Origin of the sequence: Clostridium thermobutyricum (assembly GCF_000371465.1) — a bacterium.
In the GTDB taxonomy this organism is placed as follows: domain Bacteria; phylum Bacillota; class Clostridia; order Clostridiales; family Clostridiaceae; genus Clostridium; species Clostridium thermobutyricum.
The window spans coordinates 279,369-305,290 of sequence record NZ_KB850956.1 but is presented as its reverse complement, the minus strand read 5'-3'; the positions used below and the strand labels follow the sequence as shown (position 1 = coordinate 305,290).

24 protein-coding genes are annotated in these 25,922 nt (G+C 24.7%); 2 read left to right on the top strand and 22 right to left on the bottom strand.

The genetic code is table 11. The annotated features are described in order from the left end of the window. Positions 1-8 precede the first annotated feature (8 nt). A complete protein-coding gene (locus HMPREF1092_RS01330; RefSeq protein WP_002596782.1) occupies positions 9-1,019 on the bottom strand; it encodes a sensor histidine kinase in 1,011 nt (336 codons plus the stop codon). Continuing rightward, on the bottom strand, positions 1,016-1,690 hold the full coding sequence (locus HMPREF1092_RS01325; protein WP_002596781.1) for a response regulator transcription factor: 675 nt from the start codon (positions 1,688-1,690) through the stop codon (positions 1,016-1,018). Before HMPREF1092_RS01325 ends, HMPREF1092_RS01330 begins: the two co-directional genes overlap by 4 nt. Before the next feature lie 177 nt (positions 1,691-1,867). Here HMPREF1092_RS01325 and HMPREF1092_RS01320 point away from each other — a divergent pair, with 177 nt between their 5' ends. After that, a complete protein-coding gene (locus tag HMPREF1092_RS01320; RefSeq protein ID WP_002596780.1) occupies positions 1,868-2,164 on the top strand; it encodes a hypothetical protein in 297 nt (98 codons plus the stop codon). 340 nt (positions 2,165-2,504) lie between these two features. Here the strand turns inward: HMPREF1092_RS01320 and HMPREF1092_RS01315 are convergent, their stop codons facing one another. Beyond that, positions 2,505-2,822 carry a hypothetical protein gene (locus HMPREF1092_RS01315; RefSeq protein WP_002596779.1) on the bottom strand — a complete coding sequence of 106 codons (318 nt, stop codon included), beginning with the start codon at positions 2,820-2,822 and terminating at the stop codon, positions 2,505-2,507. A 644-nt stretch (positions 2,823-3,466) separates the two neighbouring features. Between HMPREF1092_RS01315 and yjeM the strand changes: the two genes are divergently transcribed. After that, on the top strand, positions 3,467-4,975 hold the full coding sequence (yjeM, locus tag HMPREF1092_RS01310) for a glutamate/gamma-aminobutyrate family transporter YjeM (RefSeq protein ID WP_002596778.1): 1,509 nt from the start codon (positions 3,467-3,469) through the stop codon (positions 4,973-4,975). Positions 4,976-5,046: 71 nt separating this feature from the next. On the opposite strand, the gene asnB is transcribed toward yjeM, so the two are convergent. The 19 genes from asnB to HMPREF1092_RS01220 all read right to left on the bottom strand — a co-directional run bounded on the left by asnB (position 5,047) and on the right by HMPREF1092_RS01220 (position 25,691). Further along, positions 5,047-6,912 (bottom strand): asparagine synthase (glutamine-hydrolyzing), encoded by a 1,866-nt coding sequence (gene asnB, locus HMPREF1092_RS01305; RefSeq protein WP_002596777.1) that lies wholly within the window; start codon positions 6,910-6,912, stop codon positions 5,047-5,049. Positions 6,913-7,133: 221 nt separating this feature from the next. Next, entirely contained in the window at positions 7,134-7,460 is a 327-nt protein-coding gene (locus tag HMPREF1092_RS01300) for a rhodanese-like domain-containing protein (RefSeq protein ID WP_002596776.1), read from the bottom strand. Between the two features lie 125 nt (positions 7,461-7,585). Further along, a complete protein-coding gene (locus tag HMPREF1092_RS01295) occupies positions 7,586-8,881 on the bottom strand; it encodes a purine/pyrimidine permease (protein ID WP_002596775.1) in 1,296 nt (431 codons plus the stop codon). A gap of 278 nt (positions 8,882-9,159) precedes the next feature. Then, on the bottom strand, positions 9,160-11,661 hold the full coding sequence (locus tag HMPREF1092_RS01290; RefSeq protein ID WP_002596774.1) for a DsrE/DsrF/DrsH-like family protein: 2,502 nt from the start codon (positions 11,659-11,661) through the stop codon (positions 9,160-9,162). A gap of 150 nt (positions 11,662-11,811) precedes the next feature. After that, positions 11,812-12,090 carry an ArsR/SmtB family transcription factor gene (locus HMPREF1092_RS01285; protein ID WP_002596773.1) on the bottom strand — a complete coding sequence of 93 codons (279 nt, stop codon included), beginning with the start codon at positions 12,088-12,090 and terminating at the stop codon, positions 11,812-11,814. Positions 12,091-12,202: 112 nt separating this feature from the next. Then, positions 12,203-12,445, bottom strand: a complete 243-nt coding sequence (locus HMPREF1092_RS01280) for a YgjV family protein (protein ID WP_002596772.1) — start codon at positions 12,443-12,445, stop codon at positions 12,203-12,205. A gap of 544 nt (positions 12,446-12,989) precedes the next feature. Beyond that, entirely contained in the window at positions 12,990-13,907 is a 918-nt protein-coding gene (locus HMPREF1092_RS01275) for a DMT family transporter (protein ID WP_002596771.1), read from the bottom strand. A 204-nt stretch (positions 13,908-14,111) separates the two neighbouring features. Next, complete coding sequence (locus tag HMPREF1092_RS01270) at positions 14,112-14,618, bottom strand: YbhB/YbcL family Raf kinase inhibitor-like protein (RefSeq protein ID WP_002596770.1); 507 nt, start codon at positions 14,616-14,618, stop codon at positions 14,112-14,114. Positions 14,619-14,777: 159 nt separating this feature from the next. Next, positions 14,778-14,960 (bottom strand): hypothetical protein, encoded by a 183-nt coding sequence (locus HMPREF1092_RS01265; protein ID WP_002596769.1) that lies wholly within the window; start codon positions 14,958-14,960, stop codon positions 14,778-14,780. A gap of 204 nt (positions 14,961-15,164) precedes the next feature. After that, positions 15,165-15,527, bottom strand: coding sequence for a metallophosphoesterase (locus HMPREF1092_RS01260; RefSeq protein WP_002596768.1), 363 nt, complete (start codon positions 15,525-15,527; stop codon positions 15,165-15,167). A 15-nt stretch (positions 15,528-15,542) separates the two neighbouring features. After that, on the bottom strand, positions 15,543-16,097 hold the full coding sequence (locus tag HMPREF1092_RS01255; protein WP_002596767.1) for a hypothetical protein: 555 nt from the start codon (positions 16,095-16,097) through the stop codon (positions 15,543-15,545). Positions 16,098-16,389: 292 nt separating this feature from the next. Beyond that, positions 16,390-17,958 carry a ClC family H(+)/Cl(-) exchange transporter gene (locus tag HMPREF1092_RS01250; protein WP_002596766.1) on the bottom strand — a complete coding sequence of 523 codons (1,569 nt, stop codon included), beginning with the start codon at positions 17,956-17,958 and terminating at the stop codon, positions 16,390-16,392. Positions 17,959-18,357: 399 nt separating this feature from the next. Then, entirely contained in the window at positions 18,358-20,229 is a 1,872-nt protein-coding gene (htpG, locus tag HMPREF1092_RS01245; protein ID WP_002596765.1) for a molecular chaperone HtpG, read from the bottom strand. A 216-nt stretch (positions 20,230-20,445) separates the two neighbouring features. Continuing rightward, entirely contained in the window at positions 20,446-20,874 is a 429-nt protein-coding gene (locus tag HMPREF1092_RS01240) for a zinc ribbon domain-containing protein (RefSeq protein WP_002596764.1), read from the bottom strand. 154 nt (positions 20,875-21,028) lie between these two features. After that, positions 21,029-21,268 carry an SDR family oxidoreductase gene (locus tag HMPREF1092_RS17625; RefSeq protein ID WP_207637617.1) on the bottom strand — a complete coding sequence of 80 codons (240 nt, stop codon included), beginning with the start codon at positions 21,266-21,268 and terminating at the stop codon, positions 21,029-21,031. Beyond that, a complete protein-coding gene (locus tag HMPREF1092_RS01235; protein WP_002596762.1) occupies positions 21,252-21,776 on the bottom strand; it encodes an SDR family NAD(P)-dependent oxidoreductase in 525 nt (174 codons plus the stop codon). The genes HMPREF1092_RS17625 and HMPREF1092_RS01235 overlap by 17 nt, the downstream gene beginning before the upstream one ends. Before the next feature lie 300 nt (positions 21,777-22,076). Further along, positions 22,077-24,107, bottom strand: a complete 2,031-nt coding sequence (locus tag HMPREF1092_RS01230) for an ABC transporter permease (protein WP_002596761.1) — start codon at positions 24,105-24,107, stop codon at positions 22,077-22,079. Then, entirely contained in the window at positions 24,097-24,864 is a 768-nt protein-coding gene (locus HMPREF1092_RS01225) for an ABC transporter ATP-binding protein (protein ID WP_002596760.1), read from the bottom strand. The genes HMPREF1092_RS01230 and HMPREF1092_RS01225 overlap by 11 nt, the downstream gene beginning before the upstream one ends. Positions 24,865-25,028: 164 nt before the next feature. Beyond that, positions 25,029-25,691, bottom strand: a complete 663-nt coding sequence (locus tag HMPREF1092_RS01220; protein WP_002596759.1) for a TVP38/TMEM64 family protein — start codon at positions 25,689-25,691, stop codon at positions 25,029-25,031. Between the last annotated feature and the right edge of the window lie 231 nt (positions 25,692-25,922).

Below are 25,922 nucleotides of genomic sequence, written 5' to 3'. Positions count from 1 at the left end.
TTATGATTTTACTTGAATAAATCAGTATTTTTTCCTCTTGAAAATATTAAAGTAACCTCTGTTCCTATATCCTCTGAATCTATTTCTAACCCTATATTTAATTTATCACAAAGCTTTTTACAGATATATAATCCCATTCCAGTTGATTTCCCAAATTTTCTTCCATTTTCTCCTGTATATCCTTTAAGAAAAATCTTATCTAAATCTTCATTTGGAATACCAACTCCACTATCTATCACTTTTAATAATACACTATTTTCCTTTTGTATACCTTTAAGTTTTATAGTTCCATTTTCACTTGTATATTTTAAAGAATTTGAAATAATCTGATTTAATATAAATTCTAACCACTTCTTATCTGAAAATATTTTAAAATCTACATTTTCTATATCTACTTTTATCCTTTTTAATATAAAGTCCATTGCATTATTTTTTACTACGTTTTGGACTATATCATGTATTATTAATTCTCTTATTCTATAATCTTCATTTGCCTCATCTATTTTAGAATAATATAATACTTGCTCTACCATTTTATCTATCTTTTCAACTTCTCTATCTATTTGTCTTGTTACTATGTTCTTATCATTTTCTATAATCAATCTCGAAGCTGCTATAGGCGTCTTTATTTCATGAACCCACATATCTATATAATCTTTATATTCATTTCTTTTTTCTCTATAAAACTTAACTTTTTCATGCATGTCTCTATTACATTCTTTAAGAATATCATATGTAATTTTACCTTCCATAAAGTTAGGTCTCTTCATCACTTCAGTAATTAAATATTTTTCTTCTAGTTCACTAGTTAAAGATTCAATCTCTTTATAAAATTTATTTATTTTTATATATTCTAATAATATATAGAAAATTAATGGTAAAAACCAAATCATAAAAATTACAAATATAATATCTCCATCTAAATTTATAAGCTGTGAAGCAAATATAAAAACTACAAAAATCATTATATTAAAAATTATGTATAATCCTTTATCTTTCAAATATTCTAAGAAACTCATGGCATTATATACCCCATTCCTCTTTTAGTTTCAATTACATTTTCTAACCCAAAATCTAAAAGCTTCTTTCTTATTCTTGTAATGTTAACTGAAAGAGTATTATCATCAACAAAATAATCAGAATCCCATAAATACTTCATTAAATCTTCCCTTGAAACTATAGTTCCTTTATTCTTCATTAGATAAGTTATTATTTTTATTTCATTTTTTGTTAAATCCATTTCGCTTCCATTATATGTTATTACACCTTTTGAAAGATTAAGTTCCATACCTTTATGCTCTATTTTTTCATTTTGCTCATTATTTCTAAGCCCACTTCTTATAAGTAATCTCTCTATTCTTGCTAAAAGAACTTGAAGATTATATGGTTTAGTAACAAAATCATCTGCTCCTATATTAATACTCATAAGTTCATCCATATCACTATTCCTACTAGTTACTATTATTATAGGAACATTACTAAACTTTCTTATTTCTCGACATATAGTGTATCCATCAAAATATGGAAGGTTAATATCTAATAAAATTAAATCTTTTTCTACTGATTTTATTTCTTCTATTATATTTTCAAAATCATTTAACACCACGCCTTCATATCCATAACGTCCTATTGCTTTTATTATTTCATCTCTTATTATTAAATCATCTTCTATAACTGCTATTTTTGCCATATATGTACTTTCCCCCCTTTAAATTTATTTTAAGGATTTTATATTATAATTATATCCATTTTTATATCTAATAATTAGTATATCAGATATAACCATTACATAAAACTTATGTTATAATGTAGCCATAATTTTAAATACGGAGGTGTACTGTTGCTTTATTTCTTCGCAACTTAATTTATGAAAATTTTAGTTAAAGATAGTCTTAAAAATAAGAGCTTTGATGAAATAGTTTACCAGAACATAAATGACCAAATGTCCAAAGCTAGAATACATACAATTTTATACTTAATTATAATAGTCATTAGCTCGGCTTTACTTTTATTAAATGTAATTCCTAATACTACAGTTAATGTTATATTTATGATTATTGCTTTTGTAAGCCTTATGCTTTTATATGATTCATTTAAAGAAATATTAAATATGTCTAATGCTTTAAAAGGAACTTCGCCTTTAAGCAAAATACAGGAATTTTAACTTGTCCTAATTTAAATGAAAAAGGAAAAAAGCTAGAATTTTTTATTGGTGAAAAAAAATTATATTCTATAAAAGCTTTAGACTCAATAGAGCTAAAAAAATATATAAATCAAACAGTTACAGTATATTTTATAGGAAATAATATTTTTTTATTAGAGATTGATAAAATATTATAAAATAAAGCTATTCAAAATATTAAATAACATTATCTAATATTTTGAATAGCTTTTTATTTGTCTATTTTTAATAATCTTATTTTAATGTTATTCTTTATATAACCATAAAACAATATCTTTAATTTCTATAATTTAACATTATAAAAATTAAAGATATATATAAACTACTCTTGAACTTCTTCTACAATTTCTTTTTTACGTTTATATATAGCTAATTTTTCTTTAGCTAACATTCTATCTTCATCAGTAAATTGATCTTTGTATTTTTCATTTAATACTAAAGCTTCTACTGATAAATCTTCTCTTCCACTTTCTATTAACTCTTGTAAAGCTTCAACATCTTCTTCAAGTCTTATTATTTCTTTTACTGCTAAAAGTGCACCTTTATTATTAACCATTTGAAGAACTTTATTAAACTTATAATTTTTTATTAATCCAGCTTCTCTACAACTTTCTATAATGTCATTATATAATTCGAACAATTTCTACCACTCCTTAAAAATATATAATTTATATTATCGTACTTTTATTTTTATAATTATAATAACTTATTTTATCATATTAGCTCCTTAAAAACTTTTAACATATTTATAATACAATTTTTTTCTTTTTTTATTTAATTTAATAACATTACTACTGTAATTATAATTTAAATTATATATTATTTATACTATTAAAACCTATTAATTATTACAAAATATATTTAACGAAATTTTTTAGTTAAAATAAAAAATTACTTATTTTTAATATTGTAAAAAAATTAATTTTATTAAATGAATTTTTATGCGAATTAAAAATCATTTAGCAATTATAATTTAATTTTTAAATACTCTTAAATTTAATATTTTTTATATTCCATTTTTTTAATTCATCAAAATAAAGTATTATTTTCTCAATTTAATTAATAAACCTCCCTTTAGATATTAAATAATTATCATTTATACATATTTTTATTAATTTAATTCATTTTTACAAATTATGCATTATTCGTTTTATTTTTATTCATATTAATAAAGTATTATATTTATAAAGACAAATGTATTTAATAGAAAGACATTATTTTTACAAATTTAGCATGATTTAGAATTTTTATAGATACAATTGATATATTTTAGGAGGTAGATTTATGTCAAAAGTAAAAGATAACAAGTATAGTATATCTTTTTTTGGTTTTTTAGTTATGATTTTCTTAACTGTTTACGGTTTACCAAATGGTGAACAAGTTTACTACCAAATGGGATATGCTGCTATAACATATTTAATAATAGCCGTAATTATTTTCTTTGTTCCTTATTCATTTATAGTCGCAGAAATGAGTTCTGCTTTCAAGGATAAAAAAGGCGGTATTTTCTCTTGGATGTCCGAATCAGTTAATGAAGGTTTTGGACTTGTAGGAACTTTCATCTGGTACGGATCTTTTGTTGTTATGTGGTTTTCTGCATCTTCAATTTGTATTGCAATTTCAGTTGCATTATTTGGTGTAGATACAACTTCAACATGGCACTTCTTAATGTTTAATGCTCCAGAAACATTAGCTATCTGTGGAGCAATTTATATGATAGTAGCTGCTCTTATAACAACTAGAGGACTAAAAAGATTATCATTCCTTTCTAATATATCAATTGTAACAGTAATACTTACTCATATTTTGATTTTAGGTGGAGGATTAGTAATTTTCGCATTATCTGGATTTAAACCAGCTCAAGGTTTTGACTTTTCAAATATACATTCATATTTTTATGGTCCAAACCCTTCTTATGCTTCATTTCTACCTGCATTAGGATTCTTAGTATTCGCAGTTTCTATATTTGCTGGTATGGAAAATAGTAGTGGATTAGTAGATAAAGTTAAAAACGGAAAGAAAAATGTTCCTAGAGCAATATTTGTTGCTACTATAATGATAACTTTCCTTTATATATTCACAGTTTTAATACTTGGTTTTGTATGTAATTGGAAAAAAACATTTGGTACTCCAGATGTTAACTTAGCAAACTTCTCTATATATATTGTTCAAGAAGAATTCTTTAGACTTGGTACTCTTATGGGATTATCAGCTCATAATTCTTTACTTGTTGGAGAATGGATAAATAGAGTTATAACTATAATTGGTTTAATTGGTTTAACTTCAATTCCATTAAGATTATATACACCAATTAAGCACATGTTTGAAGGTCTTCCAAAAGGAATGTTCCCTGAAAAGCTACAAAAAATAAATAAACATGGTATGCCTATTTATGCAATATTACTACAAACTATAATAATAGTATTCTTTGTATTATTACTTGGATTTGGTGGTGGAAACGTATCTGCTCTATTTAACAAAATGACTCTTATGACATTTGTTGCTAGTTCAGTTCCAATATCATTTATAGTTTTTGCATATATTAAATTTAAACTTAATGATAATATACCAAAAGAATATGTTTTCTTTGGTAAAAAATCTGGTGTAATTTATGCTGCTATATGTTTTGTAGTTGTTACATTTACAAATATCTATTCAATGATAGAACCTGCATTAGCTGGTAATGTTTCTAACTCACTTTGGGTAGCTGGAGGTCCTGTATTATTTGGACTAGTTGCATATATTTTATATAGAAGATATAAAGTCAAACTTAATAAAGGATTAATTGATTAAATAAAAACAACAGAATTTTAATTCTGTTGTTTTTTTATTTAATGATATTTTTAATTTAATAACTATTTATTTTATACAATAAATTCTTCTTCTGGTAACATTGATTTATCTATATATAATCTATACCATATTATATAAACTATAATAGACCATATCTTTCTACTATAATCTACTTTTGTACTTCTATGTTTTTCTAACATTTTTATTGCTACTTCTGTATTTATTTCTTTAACTGGATTACTAAGTATAATTTCTTTTGCCCAATCATAAAGTTCATCTTTTAACCAAACTCTAATTGGAACTGGATATCCTAACTTCTTCTTTTCATATACATAATCAGGAAGTATCCCTCTAAATGCTTCTCTTAACATATGCTTAGTAGTAAATCCATTTATTTTATCTTCTAATTTAAGCTTAGATGCAACTCTAAATACTTCTTTATCAAGAAAAGGAACTCTAAGTTCTAAAGAGTTTGCCATAGACATTCTATCAGCTTTTGAAAGTATATCCCCAACTAACCATGTATTAATATCTACATATTGCCTTTTGCAAACATTATCTAAGTTTTCTACTTTTCTAAAAAATTCTTTTGTTATATCTGTTGATTTCATATTCTCTTTATAGTTATTTATTATTTTGTGCTTCTCTTCCTCTTTAAATATTCTAGCGTTTCCAACATATCTATCCTCTAAATCTGTACATCCTCTTTCTATAAAACTTTTTCCTTTCACATGATTTGGTATTAGTTTTGAAGATGCAAGCATTAATTTTTTAAATCCCTTAGGCATTTTTTCAAATACTTTTAATGAATTATCTTCCGTATATATATTATAACCACCAAAAAATTCATCTGAACCTTCTCCAGATAATACAACTTTAAACTTATTACTTACTTCTTTACATATATAATAAAGTGGTATTATTGATGGATCTGCAATAGGAGTATCCATATGATATATTATTTTAGGTAAATTTCTTACATAATCTTTATAATCTAACTTTAAGCACTTAAATTTTATTCCAAACTCATCTGCAAATTTTTTAGCATATGGAGTTTCATCATATCCCTCAATATTAAATCCTATGCTATAAGCAGTTATATCAGGATTAAGTTTCCATGCTAAATAAGTTGTAATTGAAGAATCTATTCCACTTGAAAGAAATGTTGCTACTGGAACATCTGAAACCATATGCTTCTTAACAGAATCTTCTAGCGAATTATAAATTTCTTTTTTTAATTTTTCTTTATCTGATTCCTCCATTGGGTTAAGTTCTAATTCAAAATATTTATTTATTTCTAAATCTGAATCAATACTTTTTTCTATAAAATATCCTGGTCTTAATGTTTTTATCTCATTGAATAAAGTTTTCTCTCCTGGTATATATTGAACAGTTAAATAATTATTTATCTCATCCTTGTTATAAGTAAGATTTTCATTTATTGCCCATAAAGATTTTAGTTCAGAAGAGAAGTATAATCCTTTTTCATTTTCAAAATAGTATAAAGGTTTTATTCCAAAATGGTCTCTAGTAATTATTACTTTTCTTTCTTCTTTATCATATATAACAATTGCAAACATTCCTCTTAAATATGATATAAAATCCTTTTTATATTCATCATATAAAGTTGCTATAACTTCTATTTCTGAATTAGTCTTAAACTCATATCCTTTTTCAATAAGTTCTTCCCTCAATTCAGAAAAATTATATATTTCTCCATTAAAAACAACTATGTATTTATTATAAAAATTAAATGGTTGAGCCCCATTTTCTAAATCAATTATACTAAGTCTTCTAAATGTTAAAATAATATTTTCATCTATAAAACTTTTTGAATCATCTGGACCTCTATGAATTATTACTTCAGATCCTTTTGTTATTTGATTAATATCCTCCTCATTAATATCATTTTTTAATACCCCTATAAAGCCACACATATCTTTTCCTCCTCAAAAATCAAACTCTCTAATATATTGCTATATTTTATCTGGATTTTTATGTCATGTATTGTAATTATCGTACAATATCTGTTGATTTTTAGAAATATTCAACTATATTATTTTATTTCCCAAATTTATATAATTATTCTTATATTTCTATTTATTAAACAAAATAAATCCGTATTTTATAACAAAAAAAGAAAGCTAAAAGCTTTCTTTTAATACATATCTATTCTATTTTCTCCTCTATATCTAGCAAATCCACCTTCAATATTTATTAAATCGTATCCTAAAGGATTTAATTCTGCACAAACCCTTCCACTTCTATTTCCTGAGTGACAAAGTATATAATATGTTTTATCCTTTGAAATAAATATTTCAGGACATTCTAATATTTTATTCATTGGGATATGTTTTGCTGTATCTATAGTTCCAAATAGAGCAATTTCATCTTCATCTCTTATATCTATAATATCTATATTTCCTATTAATTTATCTATTTCGTTTATATTTATTTTCTTTAATTCATTTTTATTTTCGCTCATTTTTATTCCTCCTAAATATTATTCTTTATAAATTATATCATTTTCCTTTTAAATATTTTTAAATCAATATTTATTTTTTCATTTTAAATATAAAATTTAACCATATAAAATTTAATTTTTACATTCTAAGCATTTTTCTTAGTCTTTTTTTCTACAATTATATTATATATTTCAATTATTATTGCTAGTGCTATTCCTACAACAAGACCATTACTTAGGAAAGAAGTTAATGATGATGGAAGAGCCGAAAAAGCAGTATTTGGAACAAACATTATTCCAACTCCAGTAAATATTGGGATACCAATACTAAAGTACATTTTACTTCTATCTTCTAATTTTTCTAACTCTTTTATTGCAACTCCAAACATATTACTAAATACAGTAAATATTGCAGCATATGCAACTGGAGTTGGTAAAGTTGTAAAGAAAGCCATTATTGGAGTAATACAACTAACTATAATAACTAATATGTTTCCTATTAAAAATGGTTGTTTATGAGTTGATTCAGTTTGTTCCATAAATCCTGATATAGATATTCCTGGAACTGCTGCAACTGATAAAAATATACCTGAAAGAATTTGGTTTATTCCTAATGCTATTCCACCTCTTTTAGCAGATGTTTCATATCTTCTATTATTAGCTTTTTCCATTACACTTTTTATAACACTCATTGCTCCTAACATTGTACTTATTAATATAAGCACTGCTATTATTATAGATGGTATCATGCTTAAATTTACTATTGGTAATCCAAAAGGAAATGCCTTTGGAAAACTTATAAAACCTTTAATATGCGTCATATTATTATCTTTTAATAATCCAAAAACATAAAAAGCTAACCATCCTGCAGCAATTACTATAATAAATGAAACTGATGCAAGTTTTCTAAATCTTCTTATGATAAGAGATAATATAACCATTCCTATTGAAATAAGCATTATTGGAATTGAAACTTTATTACTTCCATAACCTATTCCTAACATCCCCATTATGAAATCTTTTGATAATTCAGCTACAAGTAAAAACATAAATGTCGCTAATACTCTTGGACTAAATAAAACTAATAATTTATCTAAAAGTCCAAAAGCACTTAATAATACAATAATTATTCCTGTTACTATTATAGAGAAAGACATTACTCTTAAAGTTTGAATATCTCCTCCAAATAAAGTTTGACCTATACCTGAATAAATTATAAATACACCTACCCAAAGCCCTGATGGAACTTCACTTATGTATAATCTATGCCCTATAAATAATTGAATTAATGCTCCTACTCCTAACATAAATATAGTTCTTTGTAAAAACATCATTGTTTGAACTTCACTTAAATGGAACATAGGCCCAATAACAAGTGCATAGACAACATTAGCTAATACAATAAACGCCATCCACTGTATTGATGATAATATTTTTTTCATTTGTTCTACCTTCTTATTTGTTTAATTTAATACTATATGTCTTTTATAGCATTTATATATTATCATATTTATATATTCTTATTATTAATTAAGAATTCATATTTATAATCAAAATTTTTTATTGCTCAATTATTCTCATAAAAAACTTATTTTAAAATAAAATTTTTTAAAATATTTCAATAAAAATAAATAGAACTTTCACTTTTTTAAATTCGTGAAAGCTCTTATATCAATAATTAAAACTCTTTTCTATTAGTTACTTAACAAATATTTTAAATTTAAATAAATAAGTTTGAATTTGAGTCCTCAGCTTCTCCTAAATAATATCCAACTCCTCCATATTCAATACCATCTATAAGCTCTTGTTCTTTTATTCCCATAACATCCATAGACATAGTACAAGCTACTATTTTAACACCATTATCAATTGCATTTTTGATTAATTCTTCTAATGATTGAACATTTTTCTTATTCATTATATCTCTAATCATTTTAGCACCAATTCCACCCATATTCATTTTTGAAAGACTTAATTTTTTACTTCCTCTAGGCATCATTTTTCCAAACATTTTTTCAATAAAATTTTTATTTACTTTTACTTTCTCATTTTTTCTTAAAATATTTAATCCCCAAAAAGTAAAGAACATTGTAACATTTTTTCCCATAGCTGCTGCTCCATTTGCAATAATAAATGCTGCTATGGCTTTATCTAAGTCTCCACTAAATACTACCATTGTCTGACCGTTTTTCTCTGCTTTAATTTCTGTTGCAGCTACTTCTCTTTTATCATTATTATAAATCTTTATATTTTCTAAATTTTTTAAATTATTTATATTTCCTTTTATTAATTGAGCTTTTATTATTCCTTTATCCTTGCTTATATCAACTAATGTATTTCCTGTTCTTTTTGCCCAAGCTTCAACATCTTTAAAGAATCCTGAATCTGTTGCAGTTGCTATTAATTTATCTCCTTCATTTAGTTCATCCATATACATTTTAATTTGCATTAGAGGCCCAGGACAACATAAACCTTGTAAATTAACTTCTTTTGTTTTTCCACTATTGTTATTTAAATTCATATCTACTATTTCCTCACTATTAACTGAATCTATCTCTTTAAAATCAAAGCTTTTTGCTTTATATCCAAATGTTTTAAAAGCTTTATATCCTCCAGATAAATTCTTTACATTAAATCCTGAATTTTTAAGAATTCTTTCTCCAATCCATCCTCTAACTCCAACTGCGCAATAAACCCATATCTCTTTTCCTTTATCTAACTCATTTAATCTATCTCTTAAGCTATTTAATGGAATATGAATTGCACCTTCTATCATTCCATTTTCAACTTCTATATCTTCTCTTAAATCTAATAATATTGTATTTTCTTTATCTCTATTTTTTAAATCTTCAACAAATACTAAATTACTTAAATTTTTAGATTCATTTTCAGCTATAAATCCTGCCATATTTGCTGGGGATTTTGCTGAAAGATATGGAGGTGCATAAGCTAACTCTAATTCTCTCAAATCATTCATAGTTCCTTTTAATTTAATAACTGTAGCTAATACATCAATAAATTTATCTACACCTTCATTTCCAACACATTGAGCTCCTAATACTCTTTTGCTTTCTCTTTCATAAAGTACTTTTATTGAAAGTCCAGTTGCCCCAGGATAATAACCAGCATGACTCATAGGATATAAATAAACCTTTTTATACTCTATTCCTTTATTTTTTAAAATTCTTTCATTATTTCCTGTTGAAGCTGCTGTTATATCAAAAACTTTTATTATTGAAGTACCTAATGTTCCATTATAAACACTTTCAAGACCTGATATATTATCAGCTATTATTCTTCCCTGTCTATTAGCAGGTCCTGCAAGAGGAATATAAGTTGTACTTCCATTTACAAAATCTTTTACTGCTACTGCATCTCCCCCTGCATAAACATCATTTATATTTGTTCTCATATATTTATCAACTAATATATGTCCTCTTTCACCTAATTCAATTCCAGTTTCTTTTAAAAATTCAGTATCAGGCATAACACCAATAGCTGATATAATAATATCTGATTTTATTTCTTTTCCGCTTTCTAATTTTATATTTATAATATCTTTTCTTTCATCAATTTCTATTATCTTATCATTCAAATTTATAGAAACATCATTGTCATTCATTTCCATTTCTAAAAGCTCTGAAATCTCAGAATCAAATGGTGCTAAGATATGTGGTGCAGCTTCTACTAAATTTACATTTATTCCTCTATGCTTTAAATTCTCACAAACTTCAACTCCAATATATCCTCCACCTACAACTACTGCATTTTTTACATTACCACTATCAATTTCTTTTTTTATTTTATCCATATCCTTTATATTTCTTAGAGTATAAATTTTATTTATTCCTCTAATATTAGGAATTACTGGTTTTGACCCTGGTGCTATCACTAAATAATCATAATTTTCTATATAAGTGCTATTATCTTCTTTTCTTATTTCTACATTTTTAGAATCTGTATCTATTCTTAAGACTTCACTTTTTACTCTTACATCAATTCTAAATCTATCATACATTTTCTCTGGTGTTTGTAATAAAAGTTTATCTCTTTCTTTTATAACTTCTCCAATATGATATGGTAATCCGCAGTTAGCAAAAGATATATAATCACTTTTTTCAAATATTACTATATCAATATCCTCTCTTAATCTTCTAAGACGCGCAGCCGTTGATGCTCCAGTTGCAACACCTCCTATTATTAAAACTTTTTTTCTATTCATTTTGTCTCCTCCTAATTTTTAAAATAAATATATTTTATATATTCTTAATTAAATACAATTCAAATCAGTTAATTAATATATTCAAATATTACGATTAATATATTAAAAGTAGCTTCTATATAGCTCTTATGAGCTTAAGCCACTTCCTAATTAGATTTCTAAAGCTTTAATAATTTTTTCTACTTTATTATTCACAACTCTATAATTTATTTCTAATCCATTTCTTTCGCCTTCAATAATTCCAACTGATCTTAATTTTTGTAAATGTTGAGATATTGTAGATTGAGGCATGTCAAGACAATTTTGCATAAACGTAACATTACAACCACCATTATCTAATAATCCTCTAACTATGCAAAGTCTTACTGGATGAGCAAGAACTTTTAAAAGCTCTGCACTATTTGTCAATGCTTTATAATCATTTTCCATATTTATCGTCTCCTAATCTTTATATTCAAATATTACGATATATATATTTTTTTGTCAATAATTTATAAAAAGCTATCTTAAAGTTATTTAAATAACTTTAAGATAGCTTAAATTAAGCTCCACTTAAACTAGAGTTACTTTTCTTCAATTTATAAAGGTTAACTGCATTTATTATAACTATTATACCATTAGAAATTGCAACTGGATATGCCCCAATTATTATTCCATATGTTACGAATAATAAACATCCTATTGTATTTAGTATCCTAAGCCATACCATTGATGTACATAATAATGATACTACTACCATTGCTGATGCGCCATAACCTACCCATTCAATCAATGAATTACTCAAATTTTAACACCTCTTTAGCTCATAATAATCTGTAGTTTTTTAATTTTACTTTCCCCTCGTAATTTACATCCTATCATATGTAAAAAAAATATTAAATAAACCTTTACAATTGCTTTTATATTTAATTTATATATTTTTTATTAATTAGAAATTTTTAACTAATTATATTTATTAATACGATTACATAATAATATTTTATTTTTTATTTTTATAAAAACTCCATACTACTTTATACTTAATACGAAGCCATTTTTTTACTTATTTTAAGAGTTTTTTTCATATTATATTAAACACTGTAATTTTTCTAAACAAAAAAGATTTTATCATCTAGAGATTTTGCCAACTTTTATATGAAAATCTTTCTGTTCTAATATAATATTTCAAAACTGTTCTTATTTTCTTTCGTAATTATTCTTTGTAAAAGAAGGATTTATTGTAATATAATAGAATTATATAAAAAGGATACATAAAAATTCGGGTAAAATATTTTCAACTACTACTCATATTTTAACTCTAGTTATGTATCCTTTTTATTATATTAAATCTATATATTAATTTTCTTTAACTCTGAATTTTTCTTTATTTTATAGAGTATTATTGATGCAACTATAATTATAAGTGTACCTATTAATACATTTATTGTTATCATTTTTCCCATTATAATAAACATTAATATTGGTACTATTATAGGCTTTATATAAAAAACACTTGTTGCTGTTATAGCAGATGTCTCTTTTATAGCCATTAAGAAGAAAAAATATCCTATTCCTTTTACTACAATTCCTAAGTAAACAAGTAATCCTATTGTATGCAAATCTAAATTGGCCAAAATTGGTATTCTGAATATTATCATAAATAGAAAAAGTGCTGCAACTCCAAAGAAAAATGAAAAACTATTTGTTATATTTGGTCCAACTTTCTTTGTTGCTTTACTTGCAAATACATTATAAAATGCCATTGCTATTGCACCTAATACACATAATCCAACACCAATCATGTGACTTTCTGCTCCTCTTCCATCACTTCCTGCAAATGGATTAAGAATAACTATAATACCAATAGCTGCAAGTATTATTGCTATAAAACTGAATTTTGGCATTTTTTCTTTTAATATTACTCTTGCAACTGGAATTGTTATAATTGCATTTGAACATAAAATTACTGCGGCTATAGCAGGAGTTGTGAATACTAATGCCTCTTGAAAAAGAGTCATAGCAATGGATACTTGTACAATTCCTAAAAAAGCTATTAGACCAATTGTCCTTTTAGTAACTTTGAATTTTAATTTTCTCATGTCATTTAACGCAAAAGGTAAAAATATAATTGCTGCTACTAAAAAAGATATTAAATTTATTTGTAATGAATTTAGCTTATCTGTAGCTAAATATTTTCCAACAATCTCTTGTGTACTAAAACATAAAGCTGTCAGAAATATAAATATTATACCTTTGTATGATTTCATATTTATTACTTCCTCTCTGTTAATAAATTATCTCTCAGTAAAATTTTGTTATATATCTATAATTAAGTGTACTCCTAATTTTTTATATAGATATTTATTTTGTTACTATGTTTTTAATTTTATTTGAAATAAAATCATAGTATTTAATTTTTTTAAATAAAAAAATGGTAACTAAATAAGTTACCATTTTTAATACTATATTTATTAACTTCTATATAATCCTTCTAATGTAGCGACTTCTAGTATATGACCTCTCATTTCATTATATAATTCATTTACTAAAAATCCATTTTCTAAATTTACTTCACAATCTAAAGCATAAACTCTTAATTCGTATGTATGTTCACAATTAGGTGGTGCCATTCCTCCATAATTTGATGCTTCTTCTCTTGAAAGAGCTTCCTCTCCTAATATAGGTGCTCCCCAACTATTTACTCCTTGGATAAAATCTGAAGTATTTTCTGATTCACCTTCATTTACTTTAGTCTTCTTTAAATTTGCTCCTGCCCAATGTACCCAAGTAAACCCACATACAGCTATTGCATCATGGTCATCTAATATAAAAGCAAAGCTTTTAGTTCCTTCTGGTGCATCAATAATTTCAAAATCTATTGAATGACTTGGCATTCCCTTTAAAAATTTTTCTCCGTATTTTCCATACTTATCATAAAAATATCCATTTTCATTTATTGAATTACTTTTTATTTTCATAATTTTATAATCTCTCCTTAATCTTAATATTTTTATTTTATCTATATGAGTATTAATTTATTATATCTAAAAATAATCATTGTAAAATTTCTCAATATAATTTTATATTTTCAGTATAAAAATCTTTTATATTTTCAAATTAATATTTCTTTTTATTTGTCAAATACTTGTCTTTACATATACTATATTTAATATATTATATTTTCCTATTTCTATTATAGATAATTTCCCATCATAATCTTTTGCTGAAGTAAAAACTCCAGTATCTAAACAAATAACTTTTTTACCATATTTATTTTCTCTTATTCCTATATTTATATTCTTTTCAAATGCATTTTGCATTGGAGTATGTCCTATTATTATATTTAAATATCTTGACCCAAAATTATTTTCTTTTGTTTTATAAATAGGATCAAAAATATTTATCCAAAATTCTCTATTTAATAAAACTTGTTCTTCTATTGTCTTATCTTCTAATTTTTTAATTATTTCTTCTTTAGTATCTTCAATATTTATATCTATTCCACCATGAATAAGAAGAAAATCTCATTCTATAATATAATATGGCAACCCTTTAATATATCTATAAAGTGATTCTTTATATCCATTATCTATTATATTTCTTTCTTCTACTTCTTTTAAAATTTGCTTTTTATTAGGTATTCGTATATCTCCTTCTATTGAACGCTCTATTGCATATTCATGATTTCCTTTAATATGAATTATATTCTTCTTGTTTCTTATATAATCAATTGTTTCTAAGCTTTTAGGACCTTTATCATTTGCATCTCCTAATACATATAAAATATCATTAGAATTAAAATTAACTAAATTTAATCCTTTTAATAATTCATCTAAACATCCATGCACATCACTTGTAATAAATATTCGCCCTTTTTTATTTTCCATTCTTTTATTTTCCTATTATTTTATTCTTTTATACATTATAGGCTCTTCAAGACCAAAAGTTATTTTCCCATCTTTTCTTAGAACTTCACTTACCATTAAAGCATCTTTTTCAACTCTTTGTTTTATTTCTAAAGTTGTTTCGTCAGGAAGATTACTAATTGATATTCCCTCAAACGCATTATCTTTAAAAATATATTCCATTGGAGTAAATTTATGAGATTCTTTTAAATCTTCAAATTTAATATTTATATTATTATAATTTTTTAATTCATTATCATCTAAATTAGATATCTCATATGATTCTAATATTAAATTTTCATTTTCATTTTTTGAAAGCTTAAAGATATGATATATATCTTGTTTCATCTCTCTCATTTCATAATAGCCTTCTTCTATTATAAAATAGTCTTTAAAGTCATTAGGTAAATTCTCTATTTTATCATTAAAAACATAAGCTGAATGCTTTGATTTAGGATGTACTATATTTCCGTTTTTCTCTTCTTTTTCTATTTGTTCATGATTATCAAATTTTCCTGTTAAATAACTTATAAACTTGTCCAACTCTTTCATTTAGTTTCCTCTCTTTCTAACTTTTATCTATTTATTCGAATATAATCCTTTAATTTTTATTTTTCAATAATTTATCTTAAAATAATATCTAATATTTATTAAATATATAAATTGTACATTATTTATCTATTATTTCTATATAAACTATTTTTAAGTCACATAGATAAATAAAATTCTTTTAGGTTATATTTCCATGAAAGATATAGTCAACTTTTTAAGTAATATAAATAAATTTTTATTTGATAAAATAAAAAAGCTACCCAAAATTTTATTGGATAGCTTCTTTTATAATTTATAAATCACATTCACAAAGTTCTTCTAGTCTTTCTCTTAGTTGAATTTCTTTATTTTCACTAGCTAAGGTGCTTATTGTGTCACCTGCCATTATTACAGTTTCTCCATTAGGTATTAATATTTCTCCTTCTCTTTCAATAGAAATTATTAATACATTTTTTCCTAAGTTAATTTCTCTTAACTTCTTACCAGCTATATTTGAACCCATACCTACTATATAAGAAACAACAACTTCACCTTTATTTTCTTTAGCATATTCTTCGCTCTTTTCTTTCGGTTCCATTGAATGAAGTCTCATTTTAAATAATGATTCATATACTGGTTCACTTCTTAATAATTCAGCTACTAAATAAGATACTCCACATACAAGAATTATTGGTCCAAATTGAGTAAATGATCCACTCATTTCACAAACAAGCATTAATCCAGTTAATGGTGCTCTTACTATAGAAGAGAACATTCCTGCCATTGCAAAAAGAATAATATTCATTAAATACATTCTATCTAATCCAAAGAATTGTATTGATATCTCACCAAAAATTACTCCAACTAATGAACCTAAAGTCAATAGTGGGAAAAGAATTCCACCTGGAGTACCAGAACAGAAACTTATCATTGAAAATATAAATTTAGCTATTAATAATATAATTGCAAATGTTAGTACAACTCTTCCATTTAATACACTATCAATTAAGTTTTCTCCTCCACCTAAAACTTGTGGTATAAAAATACCAAAAAACATTGCACATACAAATGGAATAATCATTCTAAATTGAATTGGTAATTTTATCTTTTTGTAAAGTCCCATAGTTCTTACTAATGAAAAATTATAAAAAGCTCCTGCACATCCTACAATTATTCCTAAGATTACTAAGTATCCATAATATCTAAAAGGTACTGTTGATAATACATGCGCTTCTAATATTTGCCCTTTACCAAAGAAAATCCAAGTAATGGCATCTGATGAAACAGCAGCTGCTATTGCAGATACAAATAGCATTGGAGTAAATTTCTTATGTACTTCCTCAAGTACGAATAAAGCTCCCGCAAATGGCGCATTAAACGCCGCTGCAAGCCCAGCTCCGGCTCCACTTGAAATCAAAAATCTTTTTTCTAGCTTAAGTCTTTTAGTTATATTACCAAATATGTGACCTATACTTGCCCCTAATTGAATAGATGGTCCTTCTATTCCTAATGATAATCCACTTCCAATTGCTAAAACTCCACCTACAAATTTATACAAAACTACTTTTACAGGTGATGGTGCTTTAAAATATCCTGTTAAAATACCTTCGATTTGCGGAATACCACTTCCACTAATCATAGACTCATCTTTAACCATCAGTCCCACAATAATACCAACTATAGAAAGTACTATTAGACCTACAATTATGTAAAGAATATGTCTTCCAATGAACTTATATGTCAAGTAAGTGTAATTTAATACGTATTTTAAAACAAGTCTATATAGTGAAACTAATAGTCCAACCCCAATTCCTACGATAACACTTTCTAACACGACTCTTAGTTTTGAAGCATTTATCATCTTAGCTATCTTACTGTCCATTTTTATCCTCCTATCTGTTAATTTTTTTGTGTTTTAGCTTTTTAGATTAAATTTTAAATGTCTTTAATTATTAATTCGTTAAAGCTTACATTATTATTTTATCTATTCCTTCTTATTATATATCTCAACAAACTTTTAACTCAAAGAATATAATGTTAATTAAAAATAAATTTTTATAAACTTTTTTACTACCTTTTTCTATTTTTTACTTTTCAAGTATATGTATATGTTTACTTTTACTTTTTCTTTTCTTAAAAACAGTTTTTATTATTTTTTAACTAAAAATAATAAATTATGTAAAAAAAATTTTTTTACTTATAAACGAGGTAATTTTACTTTTTTACCACAAAAAAATAGATTCTCATAATATATTTAAATATTATGAGAATCTTTTAAACATTACTTCATTAATTTACAAATATCATTTGCAAATTCAGTAGGATCTTCTATGCTTAATCCTTCCATAAGAAGTGCTTGGTTATATAGTAAATTAACATAAAGGTTAAACTTATCTTTATCACTACTATAAGCATTCTTTAATGAATTAAACACTTCGTGACCTGTATTTATTTCTAGTACTTTTTCTGATTTAACTCCTTCATTATTAGGCATTGAGTTTAATATTTTTTCCATTTCTATTGAAAGCTCACCTTCAGCTGAAAGACATACTGGATATTTCTTTAATCTTGAAGATGCTTTAACTTCTTTAACTTTTCCACTTAAAGCTTCTTTAATTCCAGTAAATAAATCTTTATTTTCTTCATTTGCTTTAGTTTCTTCTTCTTTATTTTCTATTCCTAAATCACCTGCTGAAACTGATTTAAATTCTTTTTCTTTATAACTTTGAAGCATTTTTATAGCAAATTCATCTATATCTTCTGTAAAGTAAAGAATTTCATATCCTTTATCTAGAACCATTTCAGTTTGTGGCATTTTTTCAATTCTATCATTTGACTCACCTGAAGCGTAGTAAATATATTTTTGATCTTCTGGCATTCTTTCAATATATTCATTTAAAGTTACCATTTTCTTTTCTTTAGATGAATAGAACATTATTAAATCTTTTAAATCATCTTTATTTGCACCAAAATCATCATAAACACCGTATTTAAGCTGTCTACCAAATGATTTGTAGAATTTTTCATAAGCTTCTCTATCATTTTTAATCATAGATTCAAGCTCATTTTTTATTTTATTTTTTATATTTTTAGCAATTCTCTTTAATTGTCTGTCATGTTGTAATAATTCCCTTGATATATTTAATGAAAGGTCTTGAGAATCAACAATTCCTTTTACAAATCCGAAATAATCAGGAAGTAATTCTTCACATTTTTCCATTATTAATACACCATTTGAATATAGTTCTAATCCCTTTTTATATTCTTTTGTGTAATAATCATAAGGTGTGTTTTCAGGAATAAACATAATTGAATTATAACTTATCATTCCATCAACACTTATGTGTATATGTTTTAATGGTTTATCAAAACCAAATCTTTTTTCAAAATAGAAATTATTATAATCTTCATCAGTAAGCTCTTTCTTATTTTTTCTCCAAAGAGGTACCATACTGTTTATTATTTCTTCTTCTATATACTCTTCATATTCATCTTCTGAACCTTCTTTAAGTCTTGATTTCTTAGCATCAAGCTTAATAGGATATCTTATGAAATCTGAATATTTCTTAATTAAACTTCTTAATTTATACTCATTTAGATATTCATCAAAGTTTTCATCTTCTGTATTTTCTTTTAAATGAAGAACTATATCTGTTCCAAATGAATCTTTTTCACCTTCTGAAATTGTATACCCATCTACTCCATCAGATTCCCAAACAAATGCTTTATCTCCTCCAAAAGCTTTTGTAATAACTTTAACATGGTCTGCAACTAAAAATGCAGAATAGAATCCAACTCCGAATTGTCCGATAATATCATATCCATCTTTTAATTCATTTTCATTCTTAAATTGTAAAGAACCACTTTTTGCAATAACTCCAAGATTTTCTTCAAGTTCAGCTTCTGTCATACCTATTCCAGTATCTCTTATAGTAAGAGTTCTTTCTTCCATGTTTGGTATAAGCTTAATAAAATAGTCTCCTTTGTTAAATATTAAAGAACTATCACTTAAAGTTTTGTAGTAAATTTTATCAATTGCATCACTAGCATTTGAAATTAACTCTCTTAAAAATATTTCTCTATTTGTATATATAGAGTTAATAACAATATCTAATAATCTTTTTGATTCTGCTTTAAATTGTTTCTTTTCCAATTTAAACATCTCCTTTCAAAATAAACCCTTTTGTTAGCACTCTCACCAGTTGAGTGCTAATCACATAATTAATTTATATCACACCTTGAATTTTTTGTCAATGAATACCTATTTTTGAATATGATATAATAAACCTCAATTATATATATTGCTTGCTTTAAAATTATATTTTTAAACTGAAATAAAAAAAGATTGCAATATTAAAAGCAATCTTTTTTATTTCAATTTTTCTCCACATTCAGGACAATAAGTAAATTTTTCATCTACAAGTGCTCCACACTTAGGGCATTTGCTTTTTAAATTGAATTCACTATTAAATCCATTGTTTCTCTCATAATTATTACTATTATAATTATTTTCTTTTCCTAAATACTCTAAATCATAAGATTTTAACTCAGTTATCTCTCCTTTTTCTAAAGCCAAACCTTTTTCCTTAGATATTCTATAAACTGAATTACATCTATTACATACTACATAATATTCTATTCCATATTTTAAAATTGGAATAAAAAAGAAATGAAAGTAACTATATTTTTTTATCAGTTTTCCACTTGTATTCCAATTGCAACTTTTACAAGGTATTGAATTTAAAATTTTTATTATTTTCTCTTTAAATGATATTCCAAATATACCAATAAAAAACATAATATCATCTCCTTTTTATTCTATTTTACTATCAAATTTAGATATATCAATATAAATTTTTCTTAGTAATTTCAAAATCAATTTTTAATTTGTAATATTAAAATCTGATACTTATTGTACTAAAATTATATTAAATTTATTCACTTACTTTATTTTAAATTTCACTAAGTCCTCCATCAACTCTTATTTCACTAGCTGTCATATATGATGAATCATCTGATGCTAAAAATAAAACTGCTTTAGCAACTTCTTCTGCTTCTCCCCATCTTTTCATTGGAACAGTATTTTCTATATATTCATCAATTAATTTTTGCATTTCTTTATTATCTTGTTCAGTTAGTGGTGTTTTAATAGGTCCAGGACTTATTGCATTAACTCTAATTTTTTTGTTCAAGAACTGATTCATCAGCAGCAAATGTTCTTACTAAACTTCTTAAAGCAGCTTTTGAAGCTGAATATAATGGATCTCCTGGTACTCCCATATCATATGAAACAGAAGAAGTGAATATTACTGATGAGTTATCATTTAATAACTCAAATAAATTTGTGAAGATAAAAAAATTACTTTTTAAATTTGTATTTATAATTTCATCAAAAAATTTCTCATCTGTTTCAAAAATAGAAGGACATTCAGACATACCTGCATTTCCAAATAAAATATCAAGTTTTATATCTTCTTCTAATAAAAATTTTTTTAATTTATATATATCTTCAACTTTAGAAACATCCATCTTAAAAGTAATAACATTTTCTCCAATTAGAGTTTTAGTTTTTTTAAGATTTTCTTCATTTCTTCCAGTTATAATTACTTTTGCTCCTTCTTTATTAAAAAGCCTAGCAGTTTCTAATCCAATTCCACTAGATCCTCCTGTAATAACAGCTGTTTTATCTATTAATTTCATTTTCTTTTCCTCCTTAGTTCTTATTAAAATAAATTGTAACTAACTAAAAAACTAAAGTCAATTTACTTTTTAAATAAATTAAATGAAGAATATATACTCTTTACTCTCTTTTACAATTTTCACTTTATAAAACTAAGGAATTTACTTTATAAAATTAATTTAAATAACATCTATCTAATTATTTAAAATAAAAATAACTCCTTTATAATTTTTATAAAGGAGTTATTAAAACAAAATATTTAGATTGGATGTATTAAATTTTATATTTATTAAATAGTCTATTAGACTATAAGGGTGTCATTATTTTTCTTTTACTATATTTTTATAACCTAAATAAGTTACTATAAAATATCCTAAGTATATTATTACTATACAAACCATTGTCCATATAGATGCTATAAATATACTTGATTTTCCTAACATCTCTACTAATCCATTTGATACATATATTCCTACACCTGCATGTACAAGCGCTAATATAAGAGGTAATCCAAAGTATGCTAATGTTTGAGTAAATATACTTTTATTTATTTGCTTATCACTAGCTCCAATTTTTCTTAAAGCTTTATATCTATCATAACTATCACTAGCTTCTGAAAGTTGTTGAAGAGCTAAAACAGCTGCACTTGATACTAAGAATATAGCTCCAATATATAATGCAATATATAGTATCATTGTAGTTAACTGATTTTGTTGCTCCATTACTCCAATTTTTGTTGATAAAATTACGAATATATCATCATTTGAATTTTTTCCATGAGGATTTTTTATATCTATATAACCTTCTTTTTTGAATAAATTTTGTATATAGTTTTCTGATGCTGTAATATTATTTTTATTGTAATTTATATTTATATATTGATGATCTATTTCTGCATTATCTAGAAGATTATCATTTACTATAATAGTAAGGAAGTTAACTGGACCTTGGTTTGTAGTTAAACTTTCATCAAGTGCTTTATCCCCTTTAGGTGTATACTCTTTATTATTTATTTTTATTTTTCCATTCTCTTTAAAGAAATTATTAAGTGTACCTTTCATTAAGCTAGAATTAGAAGTTATTAAAACTTGATTTTGATTTAAAGTAATTGGCTCTTTACCTTGTAATTTTAAGTTATTATTGTAATCTGTTAAGCTTAAGAAATCTATTGGAGAAACACTACCATCATCTGATTTCCATAAATATGATGATTTTAAATTTGAATCTGCATATTTTGAAAATTCACTTTTATATGTAATCCCGTTAATAGTTTTTTCAGTAATATAATTCATTTTGCTACCTTCTGGTAATTTAAAACCTATAGATTTTAACCCTTGCTCTAAATTAAAATCTTTTACTCTACCACTAGATAATATTGTCGCACTAAAAGGTGTATATTGACTTATATTTTGATTTTTAAATCCAACTGATACAGCAATTAAACTTACTGTTATAAAAATCATTAAGCATATAACAGCCATTGAAATAAAGTTTGTATTTATTTTACTATTCATTTGTCTTACTGTAAAAATATTCAATTTTTTATAATACATATTTTTACTTCTTTGAAGTAATAAAATCAAAAATCCTGTTAATCCATAGAAGAAAAGTAATGTTCCAATAACTCCAAGTACAATAGACATACCAAATCTAGAATCATTAGGATTGAAACCTGCTTTTATTACAAAATAGTATGCAACTCCAATCACAATTAAAGAAATTAAAAATATAATTCCTGCTAAAACTGGGCTTTTTACTTTTATTTTTTCATTCTTTCTATGTGCAGTAAGTAAATCAATAAGTTTATATCTTGAAACTACTATTACATTAAATATCATTACTAAAATAAATATTATCCCAAAATAAACAATTGATTTTATCATTGCATTTGCTGAAAATACTAATTTAAAGTTTTTTATTGATACTCCAAAAAGTTTTGTAGTAAGTACTCCTAAAAGTTGTGATAATACTATTCCTCCAACTAATCCACAAATAAGTGAAAAAACTCCTATTATTAACTCTTCTAAAACAAGAATTGTAGATATTTTTCTTTTGCCCATTCCAAGACTCATATAAAGTCCAAGTTCTCTTTTTCTTCTTTTAATTAAGAAATTATTGGCATATATAATAAGACATCCTAGTACTACTGAAACAAATACAGATATGTATCCTATTACTTCACCTATAGTTTTAACTATCTCACCATTATTACCTGAATTTAATATTTTACTTTGTGCTCCTATTGAGTTAAATGCATAAAATATACACACAGCAAAGCTTAAAGTTAAAAAGTATATTGCATAATCCTTTAAGCTTTTTCTTACATTTTTTAAGGCTAGCTTAAAATTCATTTGCTGTGTCACCTCCTAATAATGTTACTACTTCAATAATTCTTTCAAAAAATTCTTTTCTTGTTGAAGTTCCTCTATTTACTTCTGTAAAAAGCTTTCCGTCTTTTATAAATATTATTCTATTAGCATAACTTGCTGTAAATGGATCATGTGTTACCATAAGTATTGTTGATTTTAATTCTTTATTTACTTCTTCAAAGCTTTCAAGCAATGCTCTTGCTGATTTAGAATCTAATGCTCCAGTTGGCTCATCAGCTAAAATAAGTGAAGGTTTTTTTACTATTGCTCTTGCACAAGCAACTCTTTGTTTTTGTCCTCCTGAAACTTCATAAGGATATTTATTAAGTATTTCATAAATTCCAAGTCTTTTTGCAGTTTCTTCTATCTTTTTATCTATGCTTGAAGCTTTTTCTCCTTTTATAGTAAGTGTTAATGCTATATTTTCTTTCATAGTTAGAGTATCTAATAGATTATAATCTTGGAATATAAAACCAAGTTTTTCTCCTCTAAATTTTTCTAAATCTCTTCCTTTTAATCTTGTTATATCTCTTCCTTCTAAAACAATTTTACCAGTAGTTATATTATCTATTGTTGATATACAATTTAAAAGAGTTGTTTTACCTGAACCAGAAGCTCCCATTATTCCAACGAAATCTCCTTCTTCTAATTGAAAGCTAACCCCTCTTAAAGCTTTAGTTACATTTTTTTTATTTCCATAATATTTTTCAACATCTCTAACATCTAAAATAGTAGTCATTTTTTTATTTCCTCCGTTTTCTTTATCTTATGTGTTTATTTTAATCTCTTTTTTATATTTCTAGTATCGATTTAACTTTCAGTTATCTTACAGTTTTGAAAGATAAAACTATAGCTCTAAGAAAATTCATGTTAACTAACATATCTTTTCTTAGAGCTTAATTTTTAATCTTGTATTTTTTTTATTATTCTTCCTGATAATAATAAAGCTATTATTAATATTGCAACTGGTATTATAAATTGTGGTGAAAATGGCTTATCAAAATTTTCTCCTAATATAGAATAACATATTGTTTCTGGAGATACTCCTATTAAAGTTGCTGCTATAAATTTCTTATATGAAATTTTTGAAAGTCCGCATGCATAACTTATAGGATCTAATGGAATTACAGGTATCATTCTTAAAGACATCATTATCAAAAATTCTTTTTTTTCTATATTTGATTCAAAATTTCTAAATTTTTTTCCTAATATTCCTTGAACAAAATCTTTTCCTAATATTCTTGCTAGAAAAAATCCTATCGTTGCTGATATAAAATTTCCTATCATTGTTACTAAAAAACCTTCAAATGGTCCAAATATAAGTCCATTTGCAATTGCAATTATGCTACTAGGTATTACTATAAAAATTGGTTTAACAGTAAATATAATAAGTGTTATTAATATTGCATAGAATTTTGTGTTTTTAGATTCTGCAAAACTTATTATTTCGCTTACTTTTAAATGCATTAAGAATTCTCTATTCTTTATTAAAATAAAAATTCCTATTCCTATGATTATTAAAAATATAATAAATTTTAATATATTTATTAATTTAGAATTTTTCATTTATATTTCTCCTTTTCATTCCCCCAATTCTATATATTTGTTATTGTCTTTTTTAAATAATATTATAACATGAATTTTTAAAGTACTATTTTCAACAAAATATATTAACATTTATTTATTAACTCTAAATAAATAAGAAGACCACTCTGGAAAACAAGCTATATTTAATATAACTAGCTCACCAAAGTGGTCTTATATGTATTCTTATATATTTATTATATGTATTAAAAA